This is a genomic window from Nonomuraea sp. NPDC048882 (genome assembly GCF_040649755.1).
Taxonomy (GTDB): Bacteria; Actinomycetota; Actinomycetes; order Streptosporangiales; family Streptosporangiaceae; genus Nonomuraea; species Nonomuraea maheshkhaliensis.
In genome coordinates, this window is record NZ_JBEZGB010000024.1 from 93,319 (window position 1) to 112,455 (window position 19,137).

General features: G+C 70.3%; 23 protein-coding genes, 4 tRNA genes and 1 pseudogene. 16 read left to right on the forward strand and 12 right to left on the reverse strand.

The window, feature by feature from the left end:
• Positions 1-13: 13 nt before the first annotated feature.
• Together AB0C27_RS49550 and AB0C27_RS49555 are read right to left on the reverse strand one after the other, a co-directional pair.
• On the reverse strand, positions 14-451 hold the full coding sequence (locus AB0C27_RS49550; protein ID WP_357861139.1) for an erythromycin esterase family protein: 438 nt from the start codon (positions 449-451) through the stop codon (positions 14-16).
• A gap of 299 nt (positions 452-750) precedes the next feature.
• Positions 751-1,110, reverse strand: a pseudogene (locus AB0C27_RS49555) (antibiotic acetyltransferase); the annotation flags it as partial.
• A gap of 89 nt (positions 1,111-1,199) precedes the next feature.
• Between AB0C27_RS49555 and AB0C27_RS49560 the strand changes: the two are divergent.
• Both AB0C27_RS49560 and AB0C27_RS49565 read left to right on the forward strand, forming a co-directional pair.
• On the forward strand, positions 1,200-1,784 hold the full coding sequence (locus tag AB0C27_RS49560) for a TetR/AcrR family transcriptional regulator (protein WP_357861015.1): 585 nt from the start codon (positions 1,200-1,202) through the stop codon (positions 1,782-1,784).
• Positions 1,785-1,859: 75 nt separating this feature from the next.
• Positions 1,860-2,537: a hypothetical protein gene (locus tag AB0C27_RS49565; protein WP_357861018.1), complete on the forward strand. Its 678-nt coding sequence runs from the start codon at positions 1,860-1,862 to the stop codon at positions 2,535-2,537.
• On the opposite strand, the gene AB0C27_RS49570 is transcribed toward AB0C27_RS49565, so the two are convergent.
• The 3 genes from AB0C27_RS49570 to AB0C27_RS49580 all read right to left on the reverse strand — a co-directional run bounded on the left by AB0C27_RS49570 (position 2,534) and on the right by AB0C27_RS49580 (position 4,549).
• Complete coding sequence (locus AB0C27_RS49570) at positions 2,534-2,827, reverse strand: DUF6204 family protein (protein ID WP_357861021.1); 294 nt, start codon at positions 2,825-2,827, stop codon at positions 2,534-2,536. The genes AB0C27_RS49565 and AB0C27_RS49570 overlap by 4 nt on opposite strands.
• Positions 2,828-2,831: 4 nt before the next feature.
• A complete protein-coding gene (locus AB0C27_RS49575; RefSeq protein ID WP_357861024.1) occupies positions 2,832-3,470 on the reverse strand; it encodes a helix-turn-helix domain-containing protein in 639 nt (212 codons plus the stop codon).
• Positions 3,471-3,736: 266 nt separating this feature from the next.
• Positions 3,737-4,549, reverse strand: a complete 813-nt coding sequence (locus tag AB0C27_RS49580) for a nitroreductase/quinone reductase family protein (RefSeq protein ID WP_357861027.1) — start codon at positions 4,547-4,549, stop codon at positions 3,737-3,739.
• Positions 4,550-4,869: 320 nt separating this feature from the next.
• Between AB0C27_RS49580 and AB0C27_RS49585 the strand changes: the two genes are divergently transcribed.
• The gene (locus tag AB0C27_RS49585) at positions 4,870-5,316 is read left to right on the forward strand and encodes a helix-turn-helix domain-containing protein (RefSeq protein ID WP_357861029.1); all 447 of its coding nucleotides are present in this window, start codon (positions 4,870-4,872) and stop codon (positions 5,314-5,316) included.
• Between the two features lie 132 nt (positions 5,317-5,448).
• Positions 5,449-6,321 carry an aldo/keto reductase gene (locus tag AB0C27_RS49590; protein WP_357861032.1) on the forward strand — a complete coding sequence of 291 codons (873 nt, stop codon included), beginning with the start codon at positions 5,449-5,451 and terminating at the stop codon, positions 6,319-6,321.
• Here the strand turns inward: AB0C27_RS49590 and AB0C27_RS49595 are convergent.
• Positions 6,305-8,221, reverse strand: coding sequence for an alpha/beta fold hydrolase (locus AB0C27_RS49595; protein WP_357861036.1), 1,917 nt, complete (start codon positions 8,219-8,221; stop codon positions 6,305-6,307). The genes AB0C27_RS49590 and AB0C27_RS49595 overlap by 17 nt on opposite strands.
• A 147-nt stretch (positions 8,222-8,368) precedes the next feature.
• Here AB0C27_RS49595 and AB0C27_RS49600 point away from each other — a divergent pair, with 147 nt between their 5' ends.
• The 9 genes from AB0C27_RS49600 (at position 8,369) to AB0C27_RS49640 (ending at position 14,054) form a co-directional block, all read left to right on the forward strand.
• On the forward strand, positions 8,369-8,773 hold the full coding sequence (locus AB0C27_RS49600) for a GntR family transcriptional regulator (RefSeq protein WP_357861039.1): 405 nt from the start codon (positions 8,369-8,371) through the stop codon (positions 8,771-8,773).
• Positions 8,770-9,132 carry a hypothetical protein gene (locus AB0C27_RS49605; protein WP_357861041.1) on the forward strand — a complete coding sequence of 121 codons (363 nt, stop codon included), beginning with the start codon at positions 8,770-8,772 and terminating at the stop codon, positions 9,130-9,132. The genes AB0C27_RS49600 and AB0C27_RS49605 overlap by 4 nt, the downstream gene beginning before the upstream one ends.
• Positions 9,133-9,183: 51 nt before the next feature.
• A complete protein-coding gene (locus AB0C27_RS49610) occupies positions 9,184-9,330 on the forward strand; it encodes a hypothetical protein (RefSeq protein WP_357861044.1) in 147 nt (48 codons plus the stop codon).
• A gap of 94 nt (positions 9,331-9,424) precedes the next feature.
• Positions 9,425-9,850, forward strand: coding sequence for a helix-turn-helix domain-containing protein (locus AB0C27_RS49615; RefSeq protein ID WP_357861047.1), 426 nt, complete (start codon positions 9,425-9,427; stop codon positions 9,848-9,850).
• Positions 9,851-10,083: 233 nt separating this feature from the next.
• Positions 10,084-10,647, forward strand: coding sequence for an NAD(P)H-dependent oxidoreductase (locus AB0C27_RS49620; protein ID WP_357861049.1), 564 nt, complete (start codon positions 10,084-10,086; stop codon positions 10,645-10,647).
• Between the two features lie 72 nt (positions 10,648-10,719).
• On the forward strand, positions 10,720-11,775 hold the full coding sequence (locus AB0C27_RS49625) for an LLM class flavin-dependent oxidoreductase (protein ID WP_357861052.1): 1,056 nt from the start codon (positions 10,720-10,722) through the stop codon (positions 11,773-11,775).
• A complete protein-coding gene (locus AB0C27_RS49630) occupies positions 11,772-12,608 on the forward strand; it encodes an NAD(P)-binding domain-containing protein (RefSeq protein WP_357861055.1) in 837 nt (278 codons plus the stop codon). Before AB0C27_RS49625 ends, AB0C27_RS49630 begins: the two co-directional genes overlap by 4 nt.
• Positions 12,609-12,650: 42 nt before the next feature.
• Positions 12,651-13,346, forward strand: coding sequence for an SDR family oxidoreductase (locus tag AB0C27_RS49635; protein ID WP_357861057.1), 696 nt, complete (start codon positions 12,651-12,653; stop codon positions 13,344-13,346).
• Positions 13,347-13,442: 96 nt separating this feature from the next.
• Positions 13,443-14,054: a VOC family protein gene (locus tag AB0C27_RS49640; RefSeq protein ID WP_357861060.1), complete on the forward strand. Its 612-nt coding sequence runs from the start codon at positions 13,443-13,445 to the stop codon at positions 14,052-14,054.
• A 42-nt stretch (positions 14,055-14,096) separates the two neighbouring features.
• Here the strand turns inward: AB0C27_RS49640 and AB0C27_RS49645 are convergent, their stop codons facing one another.
• Entirely contained in the window at positions 14,097-14,699 is a 603-nt protein-coding gene (locus AB0C27_RS49645; RefSeq protein WP_357861063.1) for a histidine phosphatase family protein, read from the reverse strand.
• A 15-nt stretch (positions 14,700-14,714) separates the two neighbouring features.
• Positions 14,715-15,866: a PEP/pyruvate-binding domain-containing protein gene (locus tag AB0C27_RS49650; RefSeq protein WP_357861066.1), complete on the reverse strand. Its 1,152-nt coding sequence runs from the start codon at positions 15,864-15,866 to the stop codon at positions 14,715-14,717.
• Positions 15,867-15,925: 59 nt separating this feature from the next.
• Here AB0C27_RS49650 and AB0C27_RS49655 point away from each other — a divergent pair, with 59 nt between their 5' ends.
• Together AB0C27_RS49655 and AB0C27_RS49660 are read left to right on the forward strand one after the other, a co-directional pair.
• Positions 15,926-16,321: a DNA-binding protein gene (locus AB0C27_RS49655; RefSeq protein ID WP_357861069.1), complete on the forward strand. Its 396-nt coding sequence runs from the start codon at positions 15,926-15,928 to the stop codon at positions 16,319-16,321.
• Positions 16,318-16,965 (forward strand): transcriptional regulator, encoded by a 648-nt coding sequence (locus AB0C27_RS49660; RefSeq protein ID WP_357861072.1) that lies wholly within the window; start codon positions 16,318-16,320, stop codon positions 16,963-16,965. Before AB0C27_RS49655 ends, AB0C27_RS49660 begins: the two co-directional genes overlap by 4 nt.
• Before the next feature lie 15 nt (positions 16,966-16,980).
• Here the strand turns inward: AB0C27_RS49660 and AB0C27_RS49665 are convergent.
• From AB0C27_RS49665 to AB0C27_RS49680, 4 genes are all read right to left on the reverse strand, one after another.
• Positions 16,981-17,056, reverse strand: a tRNA-Arg gene (locus AB0C27_RS49665).
• Between the two features lie 4 nt (positions 17,057-17,060).
• Positions 17,061-17,133: transfer RNA gene (locus AB0C27_RS49670), tRNA-Glu, on the reverse strand.
• Positions 17,134-17,155: 22 nt separating this feature from the next.
• Positions 17,156-17,228: transfer RNA gene (locus AB0C27_RS49675), tRNA-Leu, on the reverse strand.
• Between the two features lie 9 nt (positions 17,229-17,237).
• Positions 17,238-17,308 (reverse strand) — tRNA-Ala (locus AB0C27_RS49680).
• A 405-nt stretch (positions 17,309-17,713) separates the two neighbouring features.
• On the opposite strand from AB0C27_RS49680, the gene AB0C27_RS49685 reads away from it, so the two are divergent.
• Positions 17,714-18,907 (forward strand): serine hydrolase domain-containing protein, encoded by a 1,194-nt coding sequence (locus tag AB0C27_RS49685; RefSeq protein WP_357861075.1) that lies wholly within the window; start codon positions 17,714-17,716, stop codon positions 18,905-18,907.
• The last annotated feature ends 230 nt before the right edge of the window (positions 18,908-19,137 follow it).

Here is a 19,137-nt window from a genome sequence, read left to right on the forward strand (position 1 = left end):
TCATGCGTACGACTCATTCATTCAAGGGCCTTGAGGTCGGCGGGACAACGTCACCCCGTTGTTGTCCGCAGCCCGCCTTCGCCTTCCCCTGAACCTCCCCGCCCCGGCCCGAGAGCCTCAGACCGCTGCCTCGGGGCCGAACCAGTGGGAGAGGGCTTCGCGCAGCGTGGGCGTGGCGGTGGCAAGGAAGCAAGGACCCGCCGGCCGCCGGGATGTCGATCCCGGCGAAGCGCACCGGCTCGGCGGCTGAGGCGTTGTGCCGGCGCGTCCAGCGCAGCGGCTCCTCGACTCCCACGGGGATCGACGTGGCGAGCAGGCCCGCCAGCTCGTCGTCCGGGCCTTCTCCTTGGGCCCAGGCGCCCAGGGGGAAGCCCTCGCTGAAGCCGTACTCGAAGGCCAGGACGGTGAAGCCGCAGCGTTCGGCCAGGAACCGCAGGATGCGCAGGCGCAGGAGCGCGAACTCGGTGAGGAAACGGGCATGCTGATAGCTCGATTCTGATCGTGGAAAGTGAAGGGGGCGGGGCTCGGCGGTGTGCCCTGCCGGCTGAGGGCCGCCGCTTCCTCCAGCTCCGCGACACTGCCGGACATGATCGTGCGTACGTGCTCGGTGATCTGCTCAAGCGGCCAGTCCCACCACGCCACGGCCAGCAGGCGGTCGATGTCGGCGTCGCTGTGACGGCGGCGGATGAGCCTGGCCGGGTTGCCGCCGACGATCCCGTAGTCGGGCACGTCGTCCACGACCACGGCGCCGGAGGCGATGATCGCTCCGTGGCCGATGCGCACACCGGGCATCACCATGGACCGGTAGCCGAACCAGACGTCGTTGCCCACCACGGTGTCACCCCGTCCCGGCAGCCCGGTGACGAGGTCGAAGTGCTCGGCCCAGGAGCCGCCCGTGATCGGGAAGGGGAAGGTCGAGGGGCCGAGTTTCTCCGGGCCGTAGTGGTAGAGCACGTTGTGGGTCTCGAAGGCGGTCGGATCGTCCGGGTCGTCGTAGTAGGAGAACTCGCCGACCTCGATCAGCGGGGAGGTGACCAGCGGCTTGAGCAGCACGACACGGGGGTGCTCGGGCATGGGGCGCAGCACGGTCGGGTCGGCGGAAACGGCCATCACTCAGTCGTCTTCTTTCCCATGAGGGTGTGGGGCGGTACGGGACATTCTTAACGGTACGGAACGTCCCGTACCGATAAGGTGTCGTCATGACCGACACGCCGCACCGTCGCGGTGCCGACAGGACCGAGGCCATCATGCGGGCCACGCTGGAGCTCGGCCAGGAGATCGGCTACGCCAAACTGAGCATGGAGGCGGTCGCCGCCCGGGCGGGCGCCAGCAAGCAGACCATCTACCGCCGATGGCCGTCCAAGGCGGCGCTGCTGTTCGACTCGCTGCTGTCAGTGAACGAACCCGCCCTGGACTATCCCGACACCGGCGACATCGTGGCCGACCTGCGCACCCAGATCCACTCGGCCGTCGACCTGCTGACCGGGCTGCCCGTCGGCCCCCTGTTCAGGGCCCTGATCAGCGAGGCCCAGCACGACCCCCAGATCGCCGCCGCGCTCAACGAGCGCTTCATCGGCCCGCAGGCGGACAAAACCGTCGCCCGCCTGCGCAAGGCCCGCGACGAGGGTCAGCTGTCGCCCGCATTCGACCTCACCCTGGCGATGGCGATCCTGTCCGGCCCGCTGTACTTCCAGCTCCTGATCACCCAGGAGCCTTTGACGCATGCGTACGTCGACCGCATCCTCGACGCCCTCTTCACCGGCCTCGGCCCCTCCCCCGCATAGAGAGGCCGGCATCCGCCCGGGAGCGCGATCACCGAGGCCGTCTCACACCGCCCGCAGCGACATGAAATGAGCATCATGACGACCTCCTCCGCGCCACGTTCTTCGGCAGAGATCCGCGCCTACCTCAAAGACCAGCTCAACCAGGCGCTTCGCCGTCCCGGCATGTACGGCGACGAGATCGCCCTGCGTCTGCTGTTCGACCACCTGGCCTACGCGGAACACCAGGACGAGGAGTTCGCGCAGGCGTTGCGGACCTTGACCTCGCGGGGCGCTTTCAACGGCGGCGGCGTGACCGGAGCGATCAGCACCGTCGTGCCCGATTCCAGCGGCCATGGCGTCGCCTCGATCTACGCCGAACTCGCCCACGATCGCGAGTGGTTACAGGCCGACAGAACCCTGACCCCCGACGAGTACGCCGATATGCGCCGGACGCTCGTCGGCTGGGCCGCCCACGACCGCACCTTCACCGACGTGCGAGAGCTGTTCGGCCCGCCCTCGCTTCTCATCGGTGGCACCAACCCGTATTTCGGCAAGACGCTCGCCTACCTGACCTCGCACGCGGCGGCGCCGATCGTCTTCTTCCATTTCTGGAACGGAAGCGACTCGCAGGCCGAAAAGACCCGGCCCCCCATCTACGACGAACCTGTCCTGCTGGCCGTCCGCGCCGGAAGAGGCGCGTTCAAGGACACCTTCACGTTCACGCCGGAAGGCGACAGACGCCGTCCCGCCCGGCATCCAGCGACCGGCGCCTAGACCCGCTTCCGGTTGCGGATCTTGATGTCGCGCAGGTCCGTGACCCCGATCCGGAGGATCTCGTGCGGGTGGCCGTGCGCCTCCAGGGCCATCATCGCCCCGAGGGTCGCCTCGTCCTCCCCGTCGTCGGGCCCGGCCGGCACCTGGCAGCGGAACGTGAACACCGACACACCCTCGTCGTGGGTGAACGTCCCCGCCTCGGTGAAGGCGGCGCCCCCCGCGGCCAGCACGGCGGCCCGGCCCGCGTCGTCGAGGTCCTGGAACTTGCCCCTGATCGTCACTCTGAACACGACCTCAGTCCTTCCGTACCGCGTAGTCGAGCAGTTTGTCGCCGAGCATGCTCTCGGCGGCGTCCAGCAGATCCAGCACGGCGGCGGCGATCGCGTCGGGATCCTGGCCCGCCGCCGCGCGCCGGCCGATCTCGGTCAGGACCATCGCGTGCAGGGCGGCGAGCTGGCAGGCCGCCACGCGCGGCACCGGATCGCCCGGCGCCGCGCCGGTCTCCTCGGCCAGTACGGCGGCCAGCGCGTCGGTCATCTGGTGAGCGAGGTCTTCGAGCCGGGCGCTCAGTGTCGGGGCCGCCCGCATCATCTCCAGGAAACGCCCGAAGCCCGCGCTCAGACCGACCTGCCGCTCGCGCCCGCGCACCTCCCGGCGCAGCCGGGCCAGCACCGCCCCGACCGCCGACTCGCCGGCGGCGCGCTCGCGCACGATGCCGGCCAGTCGCTGCGGCGAGGCCTCCTCCGGCGGCAGCACCAGGTCCTCTTTGGCCTGGAAGTAGTTGTAGACGGTGTTGACCGACACCTCGGCGGCCTCGGCCACCTCGGCGATCGTCACGTTGTCGAAGCCGCGCTCGACGAACAGCCCGATGGCCACCTCCGAGATGTGCCGCCGGGTCTGCCGCTTCTTGCGCTCCCGCAGTCCTTCCGCCATGACGCCAAGCCTACTGCAAACTTTAAGTACATTGCATTTTTGGAGTGCAGTGCAGATTTAGCCCAGGGCAGGCGAGGCCGTACGAAGGTGGTCGCTTTCCCAAAGAGCCGAATGCCCGCTTCAACGAATGCCCGCTTCAAGGGGACGAGGCGCGCGCAGGCGGCAGCCGTCGTCGAGCGGATCATGAGTGATGTGGCGCCGGGCCCGGACGCCCCATCAGCATACGTCTCGCCTGTCCCCGTTGTCACAGAGGCACCCCGAAAAGGTCAGGTCAGCAGTGGTACGAGCTGCTTCTCCTCATAGTCGAGGTGGGCCTCCAGCTCCCCGGTCAGCCGGCCCACCTCGGCCAGCAGCTCGCCGGGGGCGACGTCCGTACGGTCGAGCAGTGTCTTGAGCTCGCCGAGCAGCCGGGCGATCACCTCGTGCTCGGCGCGCAGCCGCTCCATCGCCGGCGCCAGCTCCGGATACTGGTGCTCCAGCGCGGGGAACATGAACGAGTCCTCGCGGGAGTGGTGCACGTCCAGGCCCTGGCACAGCGTCAGGCAGTTGACCCGCAGCTGCGCGCCCACGCGCGGGCCCGACCTGGCGGTCTCGGCGCGGATGAGGGCCAGTTCGCGGCGGAACGCGTCGTGCACGGTGATCAGGGCGTCGGCCAGGGAGCCGCTGGGCGGGCCCGCGTCGATCGGCAGCAGCGCCACGACCGGCAGCACGCGGCCGGAGCGTTCCTGGTAGGCGCCCCAGCCGGGGTCGGCCTCGACCGCGCGGGCGAAGAGGCGCTCGCGTTCCTCGCCCTCCAGCACGACGGCCTCCGCCTGGTAGGTGAAGGCGCCGTCCTCCACGGTGACCTGCGGGTTCGCCAGCAGGTTGTGGTACCAGGCCGGGTGCCGGGGCGCGCCGCCCGCCGAGGCGATGACGAGGCTGCGGTCGCCGTCGGGCAGGCAGCCGAGCGGGGTGGTGTGCGGGGCGCCCGTCCTGGCGCCGACCGTGGTCAGCAGGAGCAGCCTGGCTCCCTCGAAGGGGCCGCTGACCAGGCCCTTGTTGGCACGGAATTCGTCGATGATCTGCTGGTTGAAGCTCATGGGCATACTGAGTACCGGCTCCTCGCGGGCGGGTGTCGATGACATGGGAGACCCGCGCGGGCATGCCCGCCGTACGGGTGCTACGACACCGCAGAAGGCATGGGGAGACGCGCGGGCGCGGTGTGCTCAGGCACGACCGGTGGTGTGAGTGGCCATCACGTCAATCCCCTTTGGTACGGCGCCTCCATGCCTCCGTCCGTCCTCCCGGCGGTGACACGCGACGCGACCGCCATTACGCCCATATTCGCGGGCGACTGTCAACCGGGCGCCGTCACGTGAGGGCTGAGTACAGTAACGATAGCCATCGGTGGAGAGGAGGCATGATGACCGTCACGGCCGACGAGCCGACCTGCTCGATCGAGCGGAGCCTGCAGATCCTCGGAGAGCGGTGGACGCTGCTGATCCTGCGCGAGCTCTTCCTGGGCAGGCACCGCTTCGCCGACATCAGGGACTCCCTGGGCATCGCGCCCAACCTGCTGAGCACGCGGCTGAAGACCCTGGTCGGCGCCGGGGTGGTGCGCACGCTCACCTACCAGGAGCCGGGCAGCAGGCAGCGCCGCAGCTACCACCTCACCAAGGCGGGCGCCGACCTGAGCGTGGTGCTCGGCGCGTTGCAGCAGTGGGGTGACACGCATCGCGCCCGTCCGGCCGGGCCCTCGGCCCTGCGCAGGAGCCGCTCCACCGGCGAGCCGGTGCGCGTCGCGTTCGTCGACGAAGCCGGCCGCGAGGTGGCCCGCGATGACGTCCTGCTGGACGTCCGCCCGTGACGTCCGCCCGTGATCTCCACCCGTGATCGAGGACAGGGCTTTGCCGCAGGTTGAGATAGGGCGCGGGCCCACCGGGCAGAGCCACCCCGCACGCCCACAGCTTCGGCGGACCGGCAGCGAAAGGAAACCGTGATGACCACCGTACGAGCCGACGCATCCGGCCAATTCATGATCGAGGATGTCCTTCCCGTCACCAGGCTCGGCTACGGCACCATGCAGCTGACCGGGCCCGGCGTGTGGGGGCCTCCCGCCGACGAGGACGAAGCCGTACGGGTACTGCGCCGCGCGGCGGAGCTCGGCGTGACGCTCTTCGACACCGCCGACTCCTACGGCCCGCTGGTCGCCGAGCCGCTGCTCAAGCGTGCCCTCGCCCCGTACGACGAGAGCATCGCCATCGCCACCAAGGCCGGCCTCACCCGGCAGGGCCCCGACCAGTGGACGCCCGTCGGCAGGCCCGCCTACCTGCGCCAGCAGTGCGAGATGAGCCTGCGCGTCCTCGGCCTCGATCGGATCCCGCTGTTCCAGCTCCACCGCGTCGACCCGGAGGTGCCCATCGAGGACCAGGTCGGCGAGCTGAAGGCGCTCAAGGACGAGGGTAAGATCGCGCACATCGGCCTGTCGGAGGTCACCGTCGAGCAGATCGAGCAGGCCCGCGCCGTCGCCCCGATCGCCTCCGTACAGAACCTCTACAACCTGGCCAACCGGGCCGCGGAGAAGGTACTCGACCACTGCGAGCGCCACGGGATCGCGTTCATCCCGTGGTTCCCGCTGGCCACCGGCGGGCTGGTCAAGCCCGGCGGGCCGCTCGACGCGATCGCCTCACGGTTGTCGGCCACGCCGTCGCAGCTCGCGCTCGCGTGGCTGCTGCACCGCTCACCGGTGATGCTGCCGATCCCCGGCACCTCGTCGATCGAGCATCTGGAGCAGAACGTGGCCGCGGCCGGCCTCGACCTGACCGACGAGGACGTCGCCGAGCTGACCGCGGCGGTCAGCTCGTCGAAGTGACGCTGTCCCGCCCGAGCTCCTGCTCCCGGGCCTGACCGGCGACCCGGGAGATCTCCCGTGACACGAGCGCGGGATCCGCGAGATGCAGGTAGTGATCCGTGGTGGGCGCGACGACGTGCCGCCCCAGGGTCGAGAGCTTCGCGATCTGAGCGAGGTGCTCGGCGCTCTCGCGGTTGCCGCCGGCGCTGACGACCGTCAGGGGCAGGGAGCCCCATGATCCCGGTTCGCGCGGAAGGTCCTGGACGGTACGGGTGCTGATGTCGAATCCGCGCATCTCGGCCGCGGCGGCGGCCCAGGTGCCCGGGCCGAAGACGACAGGCACGTTGTCGCGGGTGAGACGCGGTTCCCGGGGGTCGATCATCCACGCTCCCGTACGCAGCAGCCCCGCGCCGGCGAGGAAGGACCACACGTTCGCCTGGACCGTCGCGGGGGTCGCGGGATTCGTGCCGCTCCGCTCGTCGGCGACGTCGAGCAGCACCAGCCCGGCCACGCCCCCGGGCCACCGGGCGCGGAGCAGCCGCAGGATGTGCCCGCCCCAGGAATGCCCCACGAACACGTACGGCCCGCGCTCCCCCGCGTTCCGCAGCACCGCCACGAGGTCGGCCGCCTCGGCGGAGACGTCCCGCACGCCCGGTCCGGGCCGGCTCCAGGCATAGCCCGCCCGGTCGTAGGCGCAGGAACGCTGCCCGGAGTCGGCCGTTCGCCGCTGGAGATCGTCCCAGGTCGTGGACGAGTCACCCCATCCCGCTTCGAAGACGACCGTCGGCCGCCCGCTGCCCAGGCAGCGCAGGTGCAGCTGGTGCGTGCCGACGCCGACGAGGCGGCCCGGCGCGGGGAAGCGCCGGGCGTCCGTCGGCGCGAGTGAGTTCTCGACGGACGCTCCGGCCAGCGCGGCCACGGCGGCGAGCGCGAGGACCGCGGTGAGGATCCGCCGCCGAGGCTTCCGCGAACCGCTGTCGTCCAGCAGCCGGAACGCGCCCGTCATGACGAGGGCGGCGATGGTGGCGAGCATGACCAGCCAGCCGGGCCAGCCGCTGAGCCCGATGGTCCAGGGGTTGCTCAACGCCCGCTGGTCGTCGGCGGCGAACACGACGTTCACGAAGCCCGTGATCAGCGTGTTGTTGGTCGCGTGCGCGATCACGCCAGGCCAGATCAGCCCGGAGGCCAGGCGCAGCCAGCCGAGCAGGACGCCGTAGAACATCACGGTCACCAGGAACGGGATCAGCCCGGCGTTCGCGTTCGTGCCGACGTATCCCGGCAGGTGCCACAACCCCCAGATCAGGCCGCTGAGCAGTAGCGCCGGCCACAGGCCGAGCGGGCGGAGCCGGGGCAGCAGAAAGCCGCGCCAGGCCCATTCCTCGCAGAACGCCAGCGGCAGCAGCAGGAGGAACAGCCCGAAACCGGTCCCGAGCGCGGACAGGATCACCCCGACGGGCGCACCGGTCTCGCCGGCGGTGTCCGGCGCGTACATGCCGCGCAGCCCGGAGAAGTTCTCCAGGTCGAGCGGGTACACGCCGGCCAGAGCGCCGATCGCGGCCGCGAGGAACGCGAGGACGAGCGGGACCACCAGGCCGATCACGCAGTAGCGGACGAGCCGCCGCGCCGGACGCAGCGGAGTCAGCGCGGTGTCGCGCGGGATGTCGCCCGGCCGCCCAGCCCATCGCCCAGCCCACCGCCCGGCCCACCGCCCGGCCCAGCGAACGGCCACGAACGTGGCCAGGCCGGCCGCGAGCATGCCGCCCGCCGCGACCACGTCGATGCCGGTGAGCAGGCGCAGCAGCCAGAGCAGCCACGGGACGCCGAAGGCGAGGAGCAGGAAGACCGTCAGCTCGCGCCGGCGAAGGCTGGCGCGGCCGTCTCTCGCGCTGACGACGGGAGGATCGGAGACTTTCGAACGCATGGAGCTGGTCCTTTCCTGGCGGGGATGCCGAACGTGGCGCGTGCCCGCGCACGCCGGGACCTCGACGCACGTCCGCGGGATCAGGGACGCGGAAAGCGCCATCTTCTCTATCTGTTATAGTCCATCTATATCAGATAGACTGCAAGTGTGCTTCTGACGATCGACCTCGACAGCGAGGTGCCGATTTACCAGCAGATCCGCGATCGGGTGGTCGAGGCCATCGCCGACGGTGATCTGGTGGAGGGATCGGCGCTGCCCTCCACCCGGCAGCTGGCCGCCGACCTGGCGATCAACTTCCACACCGTGAACAAGGCGTATGACCTGCTGCGCCAGCAGGGGGTCATACGGATCAACCGCAAGAGCGGAGCGGTGGTGCGCCGCGACCCCGCCTCGGGCCCCGCGGAGGCCGGCTTCGCCGAGGAGTGGCAGGCGCGGCTGCGCACGCTGCTCGCCGAGGCCACGGTGCACGGCCTCGGCGAGCAGGAGACGTTGCGTCAGTGCGGCGAGGTGCTCGACTCGTTCGGAACCAGGAAAGGAAGAACCCCGACATGATCATGATCGCTCTGGCGTGCCTGTCCCTGGTCGCGCTGCTCACGGCCGCCGCGCTGCTGCGTGCCAGGCCCGAGCTGGACGCCGCCAGCCCGGCCGGCTCGGCCCGCCGTTACCGCGTCTACCTGAGCGGCCTGACCAGGCTGCTCCTGATCGGAGTGGTCTGCGCTGACCTGACCCTGCTGCTGCTCGCCCTGCAGCTGCGGGAGATCGTGCCGTCCAGCGTGCGGGTGACCACCCTCACCTGGCTGCCCCTGACCGTCGCGGGGGGCGCGTTCCTGTACTTCGGGATCCGGGTCGGCGAGGCCGGCCACCGGCTGCCGCCGGAGCCGGGCGAGGAGCAGGAGTCCGGCTTCGTGTAACGCGACGACGACCGCTACTGGCGCCTCGCCGGGACGATCTACGCCAATCGGATGGATCCGGCGATCCTCGTCCATGCGCGCCTGGGCGGCCGCTGGACCCTCAACCTCGGCAACCCCGCCACGTGGGCGGTCCTGGCCGGGGTGGCCGTGCCGGTGCTGCTGGCCCTGCTCCACGTGATCGATGTTCCCGCCACCTGAGGAATGTCGCTTTCCGTGACTGATGTACCCTTCGACGGCCGGTAACAGCAACGTGACCTGGTCACTTACGCGTGACAACGGAGACGGGGGACCCATGTCGCACCAGAGCGAAGCGGACAGGGTGCTGCGCTCGCGGGGCCGGATGTGCCTCGACCACGACCCCGACGTCCTCCGGTCGGTCCTCGACCGGGTCGCCGACCGGTGGAGCCTGATCCTCATCGGGCTGCTCGACGACAAGCCGATGCGCTTCACCGAACTGCTGCGCACCGCGCCCGGCATCTCCCGCCGCATGTTGTCGCTGACGCTGCGCAGCCTCGAACGCGACGGGCTGGTCAGGCGCGTGGCCTATCCGGAGATCCCGCCCCGGGTCGAGTACGAGGTCACCCCGTTCGGACGCAGCCTGTCCGACCCCGTGCTGGCGCTCGCCCAATGGACGGCCGAGAACCAGAGCACCATCCGCGCCAACCGCCACGCCTTCGACCGGGCCACCGGCGCCGAGGACGACGAGGGCACGGACTGAACCCCTCCCGCTGAGGCGGTTCACTCCATGTGACCGCGGTTCAGTTGAAGTTACCGATCAGCGGCCTGTAGTCAGTACTGCGAGGCCATCGGCACCCGGCGCCCGTTCGAAACGGCGCCCCGTGCCCGCGTGCCTCGTCCCGTGACGCTTTTCCGCTTGCCCCCTGTCCCGGGGCTTCTTCGGCGTGCCCGCACACGGGCCGCCGCATATCGGAATCTTCGAAAGGACCCGCGATGACCCGCATCGGCATCATCCTCGGCAGCACCCGTCCAGGACGCAACGGGGAGCAGGTGGCGCACTGGGTGCTGGAGCACGCCTCCCGGCGCTCGGACGCCGTCTTCGAGCTCGTCGACCTGCTGGACTACCCGCTGCCGCACCTGGACGAGCCCATGCCCCCGGCCTACGGCCAGTACCGCAACGAACACACCAAGGCGTGGTCGGCCAAGATCGGCTCCTTCGACGGCTTCGTCATGGTGACGCCCGAGTACAACCACTCCACCTCCGGCGTGCTGAAGAACGCGATCGACTACCTGAACGCCGAATGGAACAACAAGGCGTTCGGCATCGTCTCGTACGGCAGCGTCGGCGGCGCCCGGGCGGCGGAGCACCTGCGGCTGATCGGCGGCGAGCTCAAGCTCGCGGACGTGCGCACCAACGTGACGCTGTCGCTGTTCACCGACTTCGAGGGCTTCAGCAAGCTCGCGGCCGGCGAGCACCAGATCGCGGCCCTGACGACGATGCTGGACGAGGTGCTGGCCTGGAGCCGCGCCCTGGCCCCGCTGCGCCAGGCCGCCTGATCCCCGTGCCCGGCCGGGGCCGTCGCGCGCCCCGGCCGGCGCCGATCGTCTCGCCACACCACAGGAGGAACCGTGCGCGAATCCGTACCTTTCGAGCTGGGGCTCAACTCGTTCGGCGAGATCGCCACCGACGGCGGGCGCGAGCTCGGCGACGCCGAGACCCTGCGCCTGCTCGTCGAGGAGGCCCGGCTGGCCGACCAGGCGGGGCTGGACGTCTTCAGCGTCGGTGAGCACTACCGGGAGGGTCACAACGACTCCGCCGCGCCGGTGCTGCTGGCCGCGATGGCCACCGCCACGCGCCGCATCAGGCTCGGCACGTCGGTGACCGTGCTCAGCACGAACGATCCCGTCCGGCTCTACCACGAGTTCTCCACCCTCGACGCGGTGTCCGGCGGCCGTGCCCAGATCGTGCTCGGCCGCGCCTCGGCGACGGAGTCGTTCGCGCTGTTCGGCCACGACCTGGCCGACTACGAGCGGTTGTTCGAGGAGAAGCTCGACCTGTTCCTGCGGCTCGAACGCGAGGAGCGGGTCACCTGGTCGGGCACCGTCAGGCCGCCGCTCACCGGGCACCGGCCGCACCCGCGCATGCGGCCCGGCGGCATCCCGACCTGGATCGGCGTGGGCGGCACGCCGGACTCCGTGGTGCGCGCCGCCCGGCACGGCCTGCCGCTCATGATGGCCATCATCGGCGGGCAGCCCCGGCGTTTCGCCCGCAACGTCGACCTCTACCTCCAGGCGCTCGACCGCTTCGGCCATCCCGAGCTGCCGATCGGCCAGCACTCGCTGGGCCTGGTGGCCGACACCGACGAGGAGGCGATCGAGACCTGGTGGACGTACTGGCAGCCGGTCGCCGCGGCGCTGGCGGCCGAGCGCGGCTTCTACGCGCCCGATCGGCGGCGCTACGAGGCCGAGCTGGAGCACGGCGCGCTCTTCGTCGGCTCGCCGGAGACGGTCGCCCGCAAGATCGTCCGGGTGGCTCGCGAGCTGCGGCTGAGCCGTTTCGATCTCAAGTACGACATCATGCGGCTGCCGCGTGACGCCCGCGCGCGCACGATCGAGCTGCTCGGCCGCGAGGTCGCGCCGCGGGTACGGGAACTTCTCGCCGCCCCGGAGCAGGTGGCCCGATGAGAGACGAGCTTCGAAGCGGCGACCCGGGCGGCTCGCTGAGCGACCCCGTCTCCGCGCCGCACATGGAACCCGGCGGCACGCGCACCATACGCACCACCATGAGCACCACCGTCGGCACTGTCGGCATCCTCGGTGCCGGCAAGGTCGGGACCGTGCTGGCCCGCCTCGCGGTCGCGGCCGGCTACCGCGTCCTGATCGCCGGCTCCGGCGAGGCGGCGCGGATCTCGCTCATCGTCGAGGTCGTCACCCCCGGCGCGGAGGCGGTGACGGCGGCGCGGGCCGCCGCCGAGGCGGACGTCGTGCTGCTCGCTCTGCCTCTCGGCCGGCATCGCGAGGTGCCCGCCGAGGCACTGCGGGGCAAGCTGGTGATCGACGCGATGAACTACTGGTGGGAGATCGACGGGGTGCGCGAGGACCTCACCGACCCGCGTACGTCCTCCAGCGAGATCGTCCAGGCGTTCCTGTCGGGAGCCCGGGTGGTGAAGGCGTTCAACCACATGGGTTACCACGACCTCGAAGCGGGCGCCCGGCCCGCCGGCGCCCCCGGGCGTGCCGCGATCGCCGTCGCCGGCGACGATCCGGCGGACGTCGCGGTCGTCGCCGCCCTCGTGGACGCGCTCGGTTTCGACCCGGTGCCCGCCGGGCCGCTCGCCGAGGGCATCCGCCTGGAGCCGGGCACGGAGCCGTTCGGCGCGAACGTCACCGCCCCTGAGCTGCGCGCCATGCTCGACCGCTTCCCGGCGTCGCCGCGCGGACGTGAGGTACTTCACGCCAGGCGAGGGGAAGGTCCCCGAGGTGGGGAGACGTTCACCTCGGGGACGGCTGAGTTGTGATTCTCAACTCAGCCGAATGACGAGGGAGCACGGAGAACAACCATGGACATCAACGGATCGGTCGCCCTCGTGACGGGCGCGAATCGCGGGATCGGCCGCGCGCTGGCCCGTGCGCTCGTCGAGCACGGCGCGGCGAAGGTCTACGCCGGCGTCCGCGACCCGGCGAACGTGGCGGACGCCGACCTCGTTCCGCTGCGCCTGGACGTCACCGACGAGGAGAGCGTCGCGGCGGCCGCGGCCGCCGCGGGCGACGTCACCATCGTGATCAACAACGCGGGCGTCGGCGGCGTGGGCACCGGGCTGCTGGAGGGCTCCTTCGACGGCGCCCGTCAGGCGATGGAGGTCAACTACTTCGGCACCTGGGCCGTCTCGCGGGCGTTCGCGCCCATCCTGGCCCGCAACGGCGGCGGAGCCCTGGTCAACGTGCTGTCGGTGGCCTCCTGGGGCGGTCGGCCGGACTTCCCCGGGTACGCGGCGTCGAAGGCCGCGCAGTGGTCGCTGACCGACTCGCTGCGCCAGGCGCTGCACGCGCAGGGAACGCTCGTGCTCGGGGTGCACGTGGGGTTCGTCGACACCGACCTCAGCGCCTGGGTCGACGCCCCGAAGATCGGCGCCGACGCCCTGGCCGAGCAGGTCATGGACGCCCTCCTCGCCGATCAGTACGAACTGCTGGCCGATGAGAAGACCCGCAAGGCCAAGGCCGCGCTGTCGCAGCCGGCCGGACCGCCTTCCGCCTGAGGTGTCACTGATGACCAGGAGTTTTCCCGAAGCGGCCCGGGGCAGGCGACACGTCGGGCCGACCTACGAGCAAGCGCGGGGGCGCACGTCATGGACATGAAACTCGAAGTCGTCGTGGTGCCCGTCGCGGACGTCGACCGGGCCAAGGACTTCTACACCGGGCTGGGCTGGCGGCTGGACGCCGACGTCAGCACGGGCCCGGACTTCCGGGTCGTGCAGGTCACCCCGCCCGGCTCGCCGGCCTCGGTCATCTTCGGCACGTCCGTCACGTCCCAGGCGCCGGGCTCGGCTCAGGGCCTGCACCTGATAGTGGACGACATCGCGGCCGCGTACGACGAGCTCAAGCGACTCGGCGCCGCGCCGAGCAAGGTCTTCCACGACGCCGGGGGCGTCTTCCACCACGGGGGCGACGACGCCCGGATCCCCGGCCCGGCTCCGGAGCGCGGCAGCTACGGCTCGTTCCTGTCGTTCAGCGATCCGGACGGCAACGGCTGGGTGCTGCAGGAGGTGACCACCCGGCTCCCGGGCCGGCTGGACCCGTCGGCCACCACGTTCGCCTCGACCGCGGATCTGACCGCCGCCCTGCGCCGCGCCGCCGCCGCACACGGCGAGCACGAGGCCCGCATCGGCGCCGAGGACCCGGACTGGCCGGACTGGTACGCCAACTACCTGGTACGCGAGCAGGCCGGAACCGGCCTGCCGTCGTGACCACCGATCGCCGGCGTCGGGGGCGCCAGGCGAATGTCGGATTCAGGGGCGCGGGGCCTGCGGGAAGCCCGTCCAGCGGAGTTCGGGGCGGAGATGACTCATGTCGTTGAACATGCCGATGCTCGGGGGCGCGCCCGGCCGGTAGTGAATGCCGGTGAGGGCGGCGTTGGCACTGCTGAGTCCGAGCCAGCGTACGGATGGCGCGTCAAGGGCATCGCGGATGAGCCACGCGATCGGATAGGCGTGGGTGATGAGGACTTCGTGCACATCGCTTTCCGACTCAGGCGCGTGCGCGAATCGAGCGGTGAGGCTCCGGGCGATCTCCTGGCCCGCCGCCGCGTCCTCCGCGGAATAGCCGTCGAAGAACGACCTCCATGACGGCGGGATCTCCTCCCTTTCCGGAACGTAGGGCACGTGGTCGATGAGTTCGGCGGCCTCCGCGACAGAGGTGATTCCTCTGAGGAACAGGCCGATTTCACGGGCTGTATCGGCGGCTCGTGGCAGCGGGGAGTGCCACACGGCCCCGATGGGAAGATGGGCGAGACGCTTTCCCAGCGACCGGGCTTGTTCGCGGCCGGTGTCGGTGAGATTGCCGAATGCGTCGGCGTGACCGTGCCGGGCGAGGTAGAGATATCGGGTCGCCATGAACGCCTGGTCCTTTCACAGGAGGGTGATGGTTCCCGCGGTTCCGTCGAGGGCGATCCGGTGGCCGTTCTCCATCCGATTCAGCGCGCCGGCTACGCCGAGCACGGCCGGGATGCCGTATTCGCGGGCGACGATCGCGGCGTGCGACAGCGCACCGCCGGTTTCGGTGACGACCCCCGCGGCGATCCTGAACAACGGCGTCCAGGCCGGATCCGTGTACGGACACACCACGATTTCGCCGGGCCGCACGGCTTTGAAGTCCGAAGGGCCACGAACGATTCGCGCGGCCCCGATGACCGTTCCGTGTGATCCCGGCGTTCCCGTCAGCGCACGTTCATCGGCAGGAGAGTAGAGCGCGGGAAGTGCTGCGGTGACCGGGCGCGCTTGCAGCACCCATACGACACCGCCCGCGACCGCCCATTCGACATCCTGCGGGCCGCCCTGAATCTCCGCGATCCGACGTCCGAGCTCCGCCAATATCACCGTCGTGTCGCCGTTCAGCGCTCGCGCCCGCTGCCGCTCATCCGTAACGGCACTTTCGACAACACCACCGCGCACAGGGTCGAGATCGATACGGATTCTTTTGCTGCCGACCGTGCAGCGGACGGACCCATCCGCCGTGACCTCATACGCGTCAGGGGTGACCATTCCGCCCACGACGGCAAGCCCAAGACCCCAGGCCGCTTCGATCCGAGTGGAGTCACCTGGCCGCTGAGGCGTGAACATGACCCCTGATATCTCAGCCTCGATCACGCGCTGCACCAGAACGCCCATGCCAGAAAACGACGGCGCGGAGCCGACCGCTGCCCGACTCCAATAGTCATTCACCCTCGCGGCATTCGCCGACGCCCAGCAGGCGGTTATCGCTTCGCATACGTTCGCCGTTCCGCGAGCGCCGATGACGCTCTCGTACTGACCTGCCGCCGACGCCTCCGCCGTGTCCTCGTTCATGGCCGAGGACCGCACGGCCACCACGGGATCACCCAGCCGCCCAAGCTCCCGCGCGACCGCGCCGCGAAGCAGCTCGGGGACCTCCGGGCCGCGCTCGCCGTCATGCGGAACAACGAACCCATCAGGAACCGGCAGCCCCTCGCGCAGCAGCACGCCCAGCGTCGCCGCCTTCCCTCCACAGCCCGCGCGCGTCGCGTCGGCGAGTGCCGTCAGCATCGCATCCTCCATCAACATAAGATTGACAACATTATGTTGATGCTAACAGGATGGGGCGCATGGAACGCAAGCACGACCTCGACCGCGCCGGCCGCGCCGACCACGCGCAGGCGCAACGGGAACGCGACGCCCGGGAGCGCATCCTGGCCATCGGCGCGGATCACCTCGAACCACGCCCATGGCGCCCCGCACCGGCGCCGCCCACCGCAACCGACCTGACGCAGTACGCACTCTGGCGCGCCGCGGACCTCGGCCCCGACGAGCTGCTGAGCGCACTCGCGCTGATCCCGGCGGCACGGGCCGAGATCGAGGGCGTGGAAACCGGGCTGCTCTTCGTCGCCCGCAGCGCGGGATTGACGTGGGCGCAGATCGCGGACGCCATGGGTTTCAATTCTCCGCAGGCGTGCCAGCAGTACGTGAACCGTCTCACCGCCCGGCAGGACAAACGAGCATGAGCAACCAGTCAGCGCCGGAACTGCTCGTCCTGCACGCGGTACGACTCATCGGCTATGCGGACACCGACGCGGTCGCCGCACGCGCCGGCACAGATTCCGGCGAAACGCTGCGCCTTCTGCACGAGGCCGAGCGTGCGGGCTGGGTGCAGCACCTCGCCTTCGCCGACCTCGGCGGCTGGTCACTGACCGACGCGGGAAAAACCGAGAACGAACGTCAGCTCGCGGCCGAGCGCAAGCACGCCGACCCCGAAAACACGATCGCAGCCGTCTACCGCGCCTTTCTCCCACTCAACGCCCGGCTGGTACGCGCCGTCACCGACTGGCAGATCAGACCGACCGACACCGACCAGTTCGCACCCAACGATCACAGCGACCGTTCATGGGACAGCCGAATCCTCGACGAGCTGACAACACTCGGCGCCGAACTCGCCCCTCTGGCCGATCGCCTTTCCGGCGTGCTCCCCCGATTCGACGGATACACCGATCGCTATGTGGCGGCGCTGAGCCGGGCCATACGCGGCGAGCACAGCTGGATCGACACGACCGACGTGGACTCGTGCCACCGAGTCTGGTTCCAGCTCCACGAAGACCTCATCGCCACCCTCGGCGTCGATCGGTACGCGGAGAAACCCGGCGACTTCTGAACAGCCGACGATGAGTGGCCCCAGCAGGACTCGAACCTGCAACAGACCCGGCTTCGTAGGCCGGCGCTCTATCCCATTGAGCTATAAGGCCGCAGTACCCCGTACCGGACTCGAACCGGCGATTTCCCGGGTGAAAGCCGGGCGTCCTGACCGCTGGACCAACGGGGCAAGCCTCCGTGACGGAGGTTCGTACGTCCGGCGGGATTCGAACCCGCACCGTCCGGTTCCTTAAACCGGTGCCTCTGCCATTGGGCCACGGACGCTTTGAAACGTGGACCGACGGGATCTCGAAACCCGAACTCCTGCTTGCAAGGCAGGTGTGATGCCTTTTCACCATCAGCCCTTGGTGTTCCGCTGTGCAATTGTGCAGCCGCGAGGTGCGGGTAAAAGGAAAGGCCGCCTGGTGTGTCACCTGGCGGCCTCCGGAGGAATCCTCTGCGGGGATTATCCGGGGGCCCGCCTGGCCGGCGCGCAGCCAAGCGCCGCGCGACGCCGGCAACGGCGTCGTTCGCGCTCGTACTCGATGGCTGCGATCAGCATGACTGGCCTTTCCTGACGTGTTCCGATGGATAAGACGTTAATGGCCGGCGCATCGGCCGCGCCACTTATTAAGTCAGCCCGGAGTCGTACGAGGGTGCGACCGCGGTCGCAGGCGGAGATCGTCACCTGTGCGGAGGGAAACGGCCGCACGCGTCGCCAGGATGGAGATCGTTCCCACGACCCCTACCAGGAAGAAGCACGTCACCCCATGAACGGTAAACGCGCGGCCCTCGCCGCGCTCGTCGCCGCCGGCCTGCTGTCCGCCCAAGCCCCTGCCCCCGCTTCCGCCCAAGCCCCGGCATCTGCTCGGTCCTCGCACGAAGAGCCCGCCGGGCTGCGGCAGGCGCTCGACGCGACCGTGGCCGCCGGCGCCCCCGGCGTGCTGGCCAGGATCGACGACGAGCGCGGCACCTGGATCGGCACCAGCGGCACCGCCGACCTGAGCACCCGCGCGCCGATGCCGCGCGAGGCGCGCTTCCGTGTCGCCAGCGTCACCAAGAGCATGGTCGCCACCGTCGTGCTGCAACTCGTCCAGGAGGGCCGGCTGAGCCTGGACGAGCGCATCGGCGAGCGGCTGCCCGGCCGGATCGACGACGGCGACCTGATCACCGTACGGCAACTGCTCAACCACACCGGCGGCCTGGCCACCTACGACAAGGCGCCCGAGTTCACCGACCCCGAGCGGTACGGCCGCCGGACCTACACCCCGCAGCGGCTCATCGACGAGGCCGAACGGCTCCCCCAACCGGAACGGGGCCGCTTCTCCTACTCCAACACCGGCTACATCCTGCTCGGACTGCTCGTGGAGAAGGTGACCGGCCACCGGCTGAGCGCCGAACTCGACCGCAGGATCTTCCGCCCGTCCGGCATGACGCGCTCCTACCTGCCCGGGACCGAGCCGGGCATCCGCGGCCCGCACGCCACCGGCTACTACCTGCCCGCGGGCGACGAGACCGGCGCGCTGCGGTCCATCACCCGGCTGAACCCGTCGTTCGCCTGGGCCGCGTACGGGGTGGTGTCCGACGCCCGCGACCTGAACCGCTTCTACCGGGCGCTGTTCGGCGGCCGGCTCGTCAGCCCGGCCCTGCTGCAGCAGATGCGTACCGGCGTCGGCACACCCCAGGCCCCGATCTTCCCCCGGTACGGGCTCGGCCTGGAGTCGGTGGGGCTCACCTGCGGCGAGCTGTGGGGCGCGACCGGCGCGATTCCCGGCTACCTGACCTTCAGCTTCGCCGACGCCGTCGGCGAGCGCCGGATGACGGTGTCGGTCAACGTACACCGCGCCGATCCCGGGATCGCGCCCATGCTGCTGGGCGTCCTCGACGCGCTCAACCGCTATTTCTGCGCGGAACCGTACGAGCCGCCGGGCAAGACCGCCGGGACTTCCCTGCCTGGGCGATGAACGGAGGCGGAGACGGCAGGGACCGCGCCGGGGGTGGGACCGACCGCGTCTCGGGCGGGCCCGCCGTCTCCCTCGCTCACCTCCGGGCGGTCAGTTGGAGACGCCGTGGCTGGGCGCCGCGGCGGCTCCTGACTTGCCCAGCCTGCGCACGACGATCTTCCTCGGGTTCCGCTCCTGCTGGTCCTGCCGGACTGGGATGTTGCTCATCGCACTCCTCACCGATCGAGGTC

Bases quoted from the DNA above. Each gene is read 5' to 3' on its own strand.
- AB0C27_RS49560 (WP_357861015.1), top strand. From the start codon at position 1,200: ATGACCGACACGCCGCACCGTCGCGGTGCCGACAGGACCGAGGCCATC.
- AB0C27_RS49565 (WP_357861018.1), top strand. From the start codon at position 1,860: ATGACGACCTCCTCCGCGCCACGTTCTTCGGCAGAGATCCGCGCCTAC.
- AB0C27_RS49575 (WP_357861024.1), bottom strand. From the start codon at position 3,470: ATGGCGGAAGGACTGCGGGAGCGCAAGAAGCGGCAGACCCGGCGGCAC.
- AB0C27_RS49580 (WP_357861027.1), bottom strand. From the start codon at position 4,549: ATGAGCTTCAACCAGCAGATCATCGACGAATTCCGTGCCAACAAGGGC.
- AB0C27_RS49585 (WP_357861029.1), top strand. From the start codon at position 4,870: ATGATGACCGTCACGGCCGACGAGCCGACCTGCTCGATCGAGCGGAGC.
- AB0C27_RS49590 (WP_357861032.1), top strand. From the start codon at position 5,449: ATGACCACCGTACGAGCCGACGCATCCGGCCAATTCATGATCGAGGAT.
- AB0C27_RS49595 (WP_357861036.1), bottom strand. From the start codon at position 8,221: ATGCGTTCGAAAGTCTCCGATCCTCCCGTCGTCAGCGCGAGAGACGGC.
- AB0C27_RS49605 (WP_357861041.1), top strand. From the start codon at position 8,770: ATGATCATGATCGCTCTGGCGTGCCTGTCCCTGGTCGCGCTGCTCACG.
- AB0C27_RS49610 (WP_357861044.1), top strand. From the start codon at position 9,184: ATGGATCCGGCGATCCTCGTCCATGCGCGCCTGGGCGGCCGCTGGACC.
- AB0C27_RS49615 (WP_357861047.1), top strand. From the start codon at position 9,425: ATGTCGCACCAGAGCGAAGCGGACAGGGTGCTGCGCTCGCGGGGCCGG.
- AB0C27_RS49620 (WP_357861049.1), top strand. From the start codon at position 10,084: ATGACCCGCATCGGCATCATCCTCGGCAGCACCCGTCCAGGACGCAAC.
- AB0C27_RS49630 (WP_357861055.1), top strand. From the start codon at position 11,772: ATGAGAGACGAGCTTCGAAGCGGCGACCCGGGCGGCTCGCTGAGCGAC.
- AB0C27_RS49635 (WP_357861057.1), top strand. From the start codon at position 12,651: ATGGACATCAACGGATCGGTCGCCCTCGTGACGGGCGCGAATCGCGGG.
- AB0C27_RS49640 (WP_357861060.1), top strand. From the start codon at position 13,443: ATGAAACTCGAAGTCGTCGTGGTGCCCGTCGCGGACGTCGACCGGGCC.
- AB0C27_RS49645 (WP_357861063.1), bottom strand. From the start codon at position 14,699: ATGGCGACCCGATATCTCTACCTCGCCCGGCACGGTCACGCCGACGCA.
- AB0C27_RS49650 (WP_357861066.1), bottom strand. From the start codon at position 15,866: ATGCTGACGGCACTCGCCGACGCGACGCGCGCGGGCTGTGGAGGGAAG.
- AB0C27_RS49655 (WP_357861069.1), top strand. From the start codon at position 15,926: ATGGAACGCAAGCACGACCTCGACCGCGCCGGCCGCGCCGACCACGCG.
- AB0C27_RS49660 (WP_357861072.1), top strand. From the start codon at position 16,318: ATGAGCAACCAGTCAGCGCCGGAACTGCTCGTCCTGCACGCGGTACGA.
- AB0C27_RS49685 (WP_357861075.1), top strand. From the start codon at position 17,714: ATGAACGGTAAACGCGCGGCCCTCGCCGCGCTCGTCGCCGCCGGCCTG.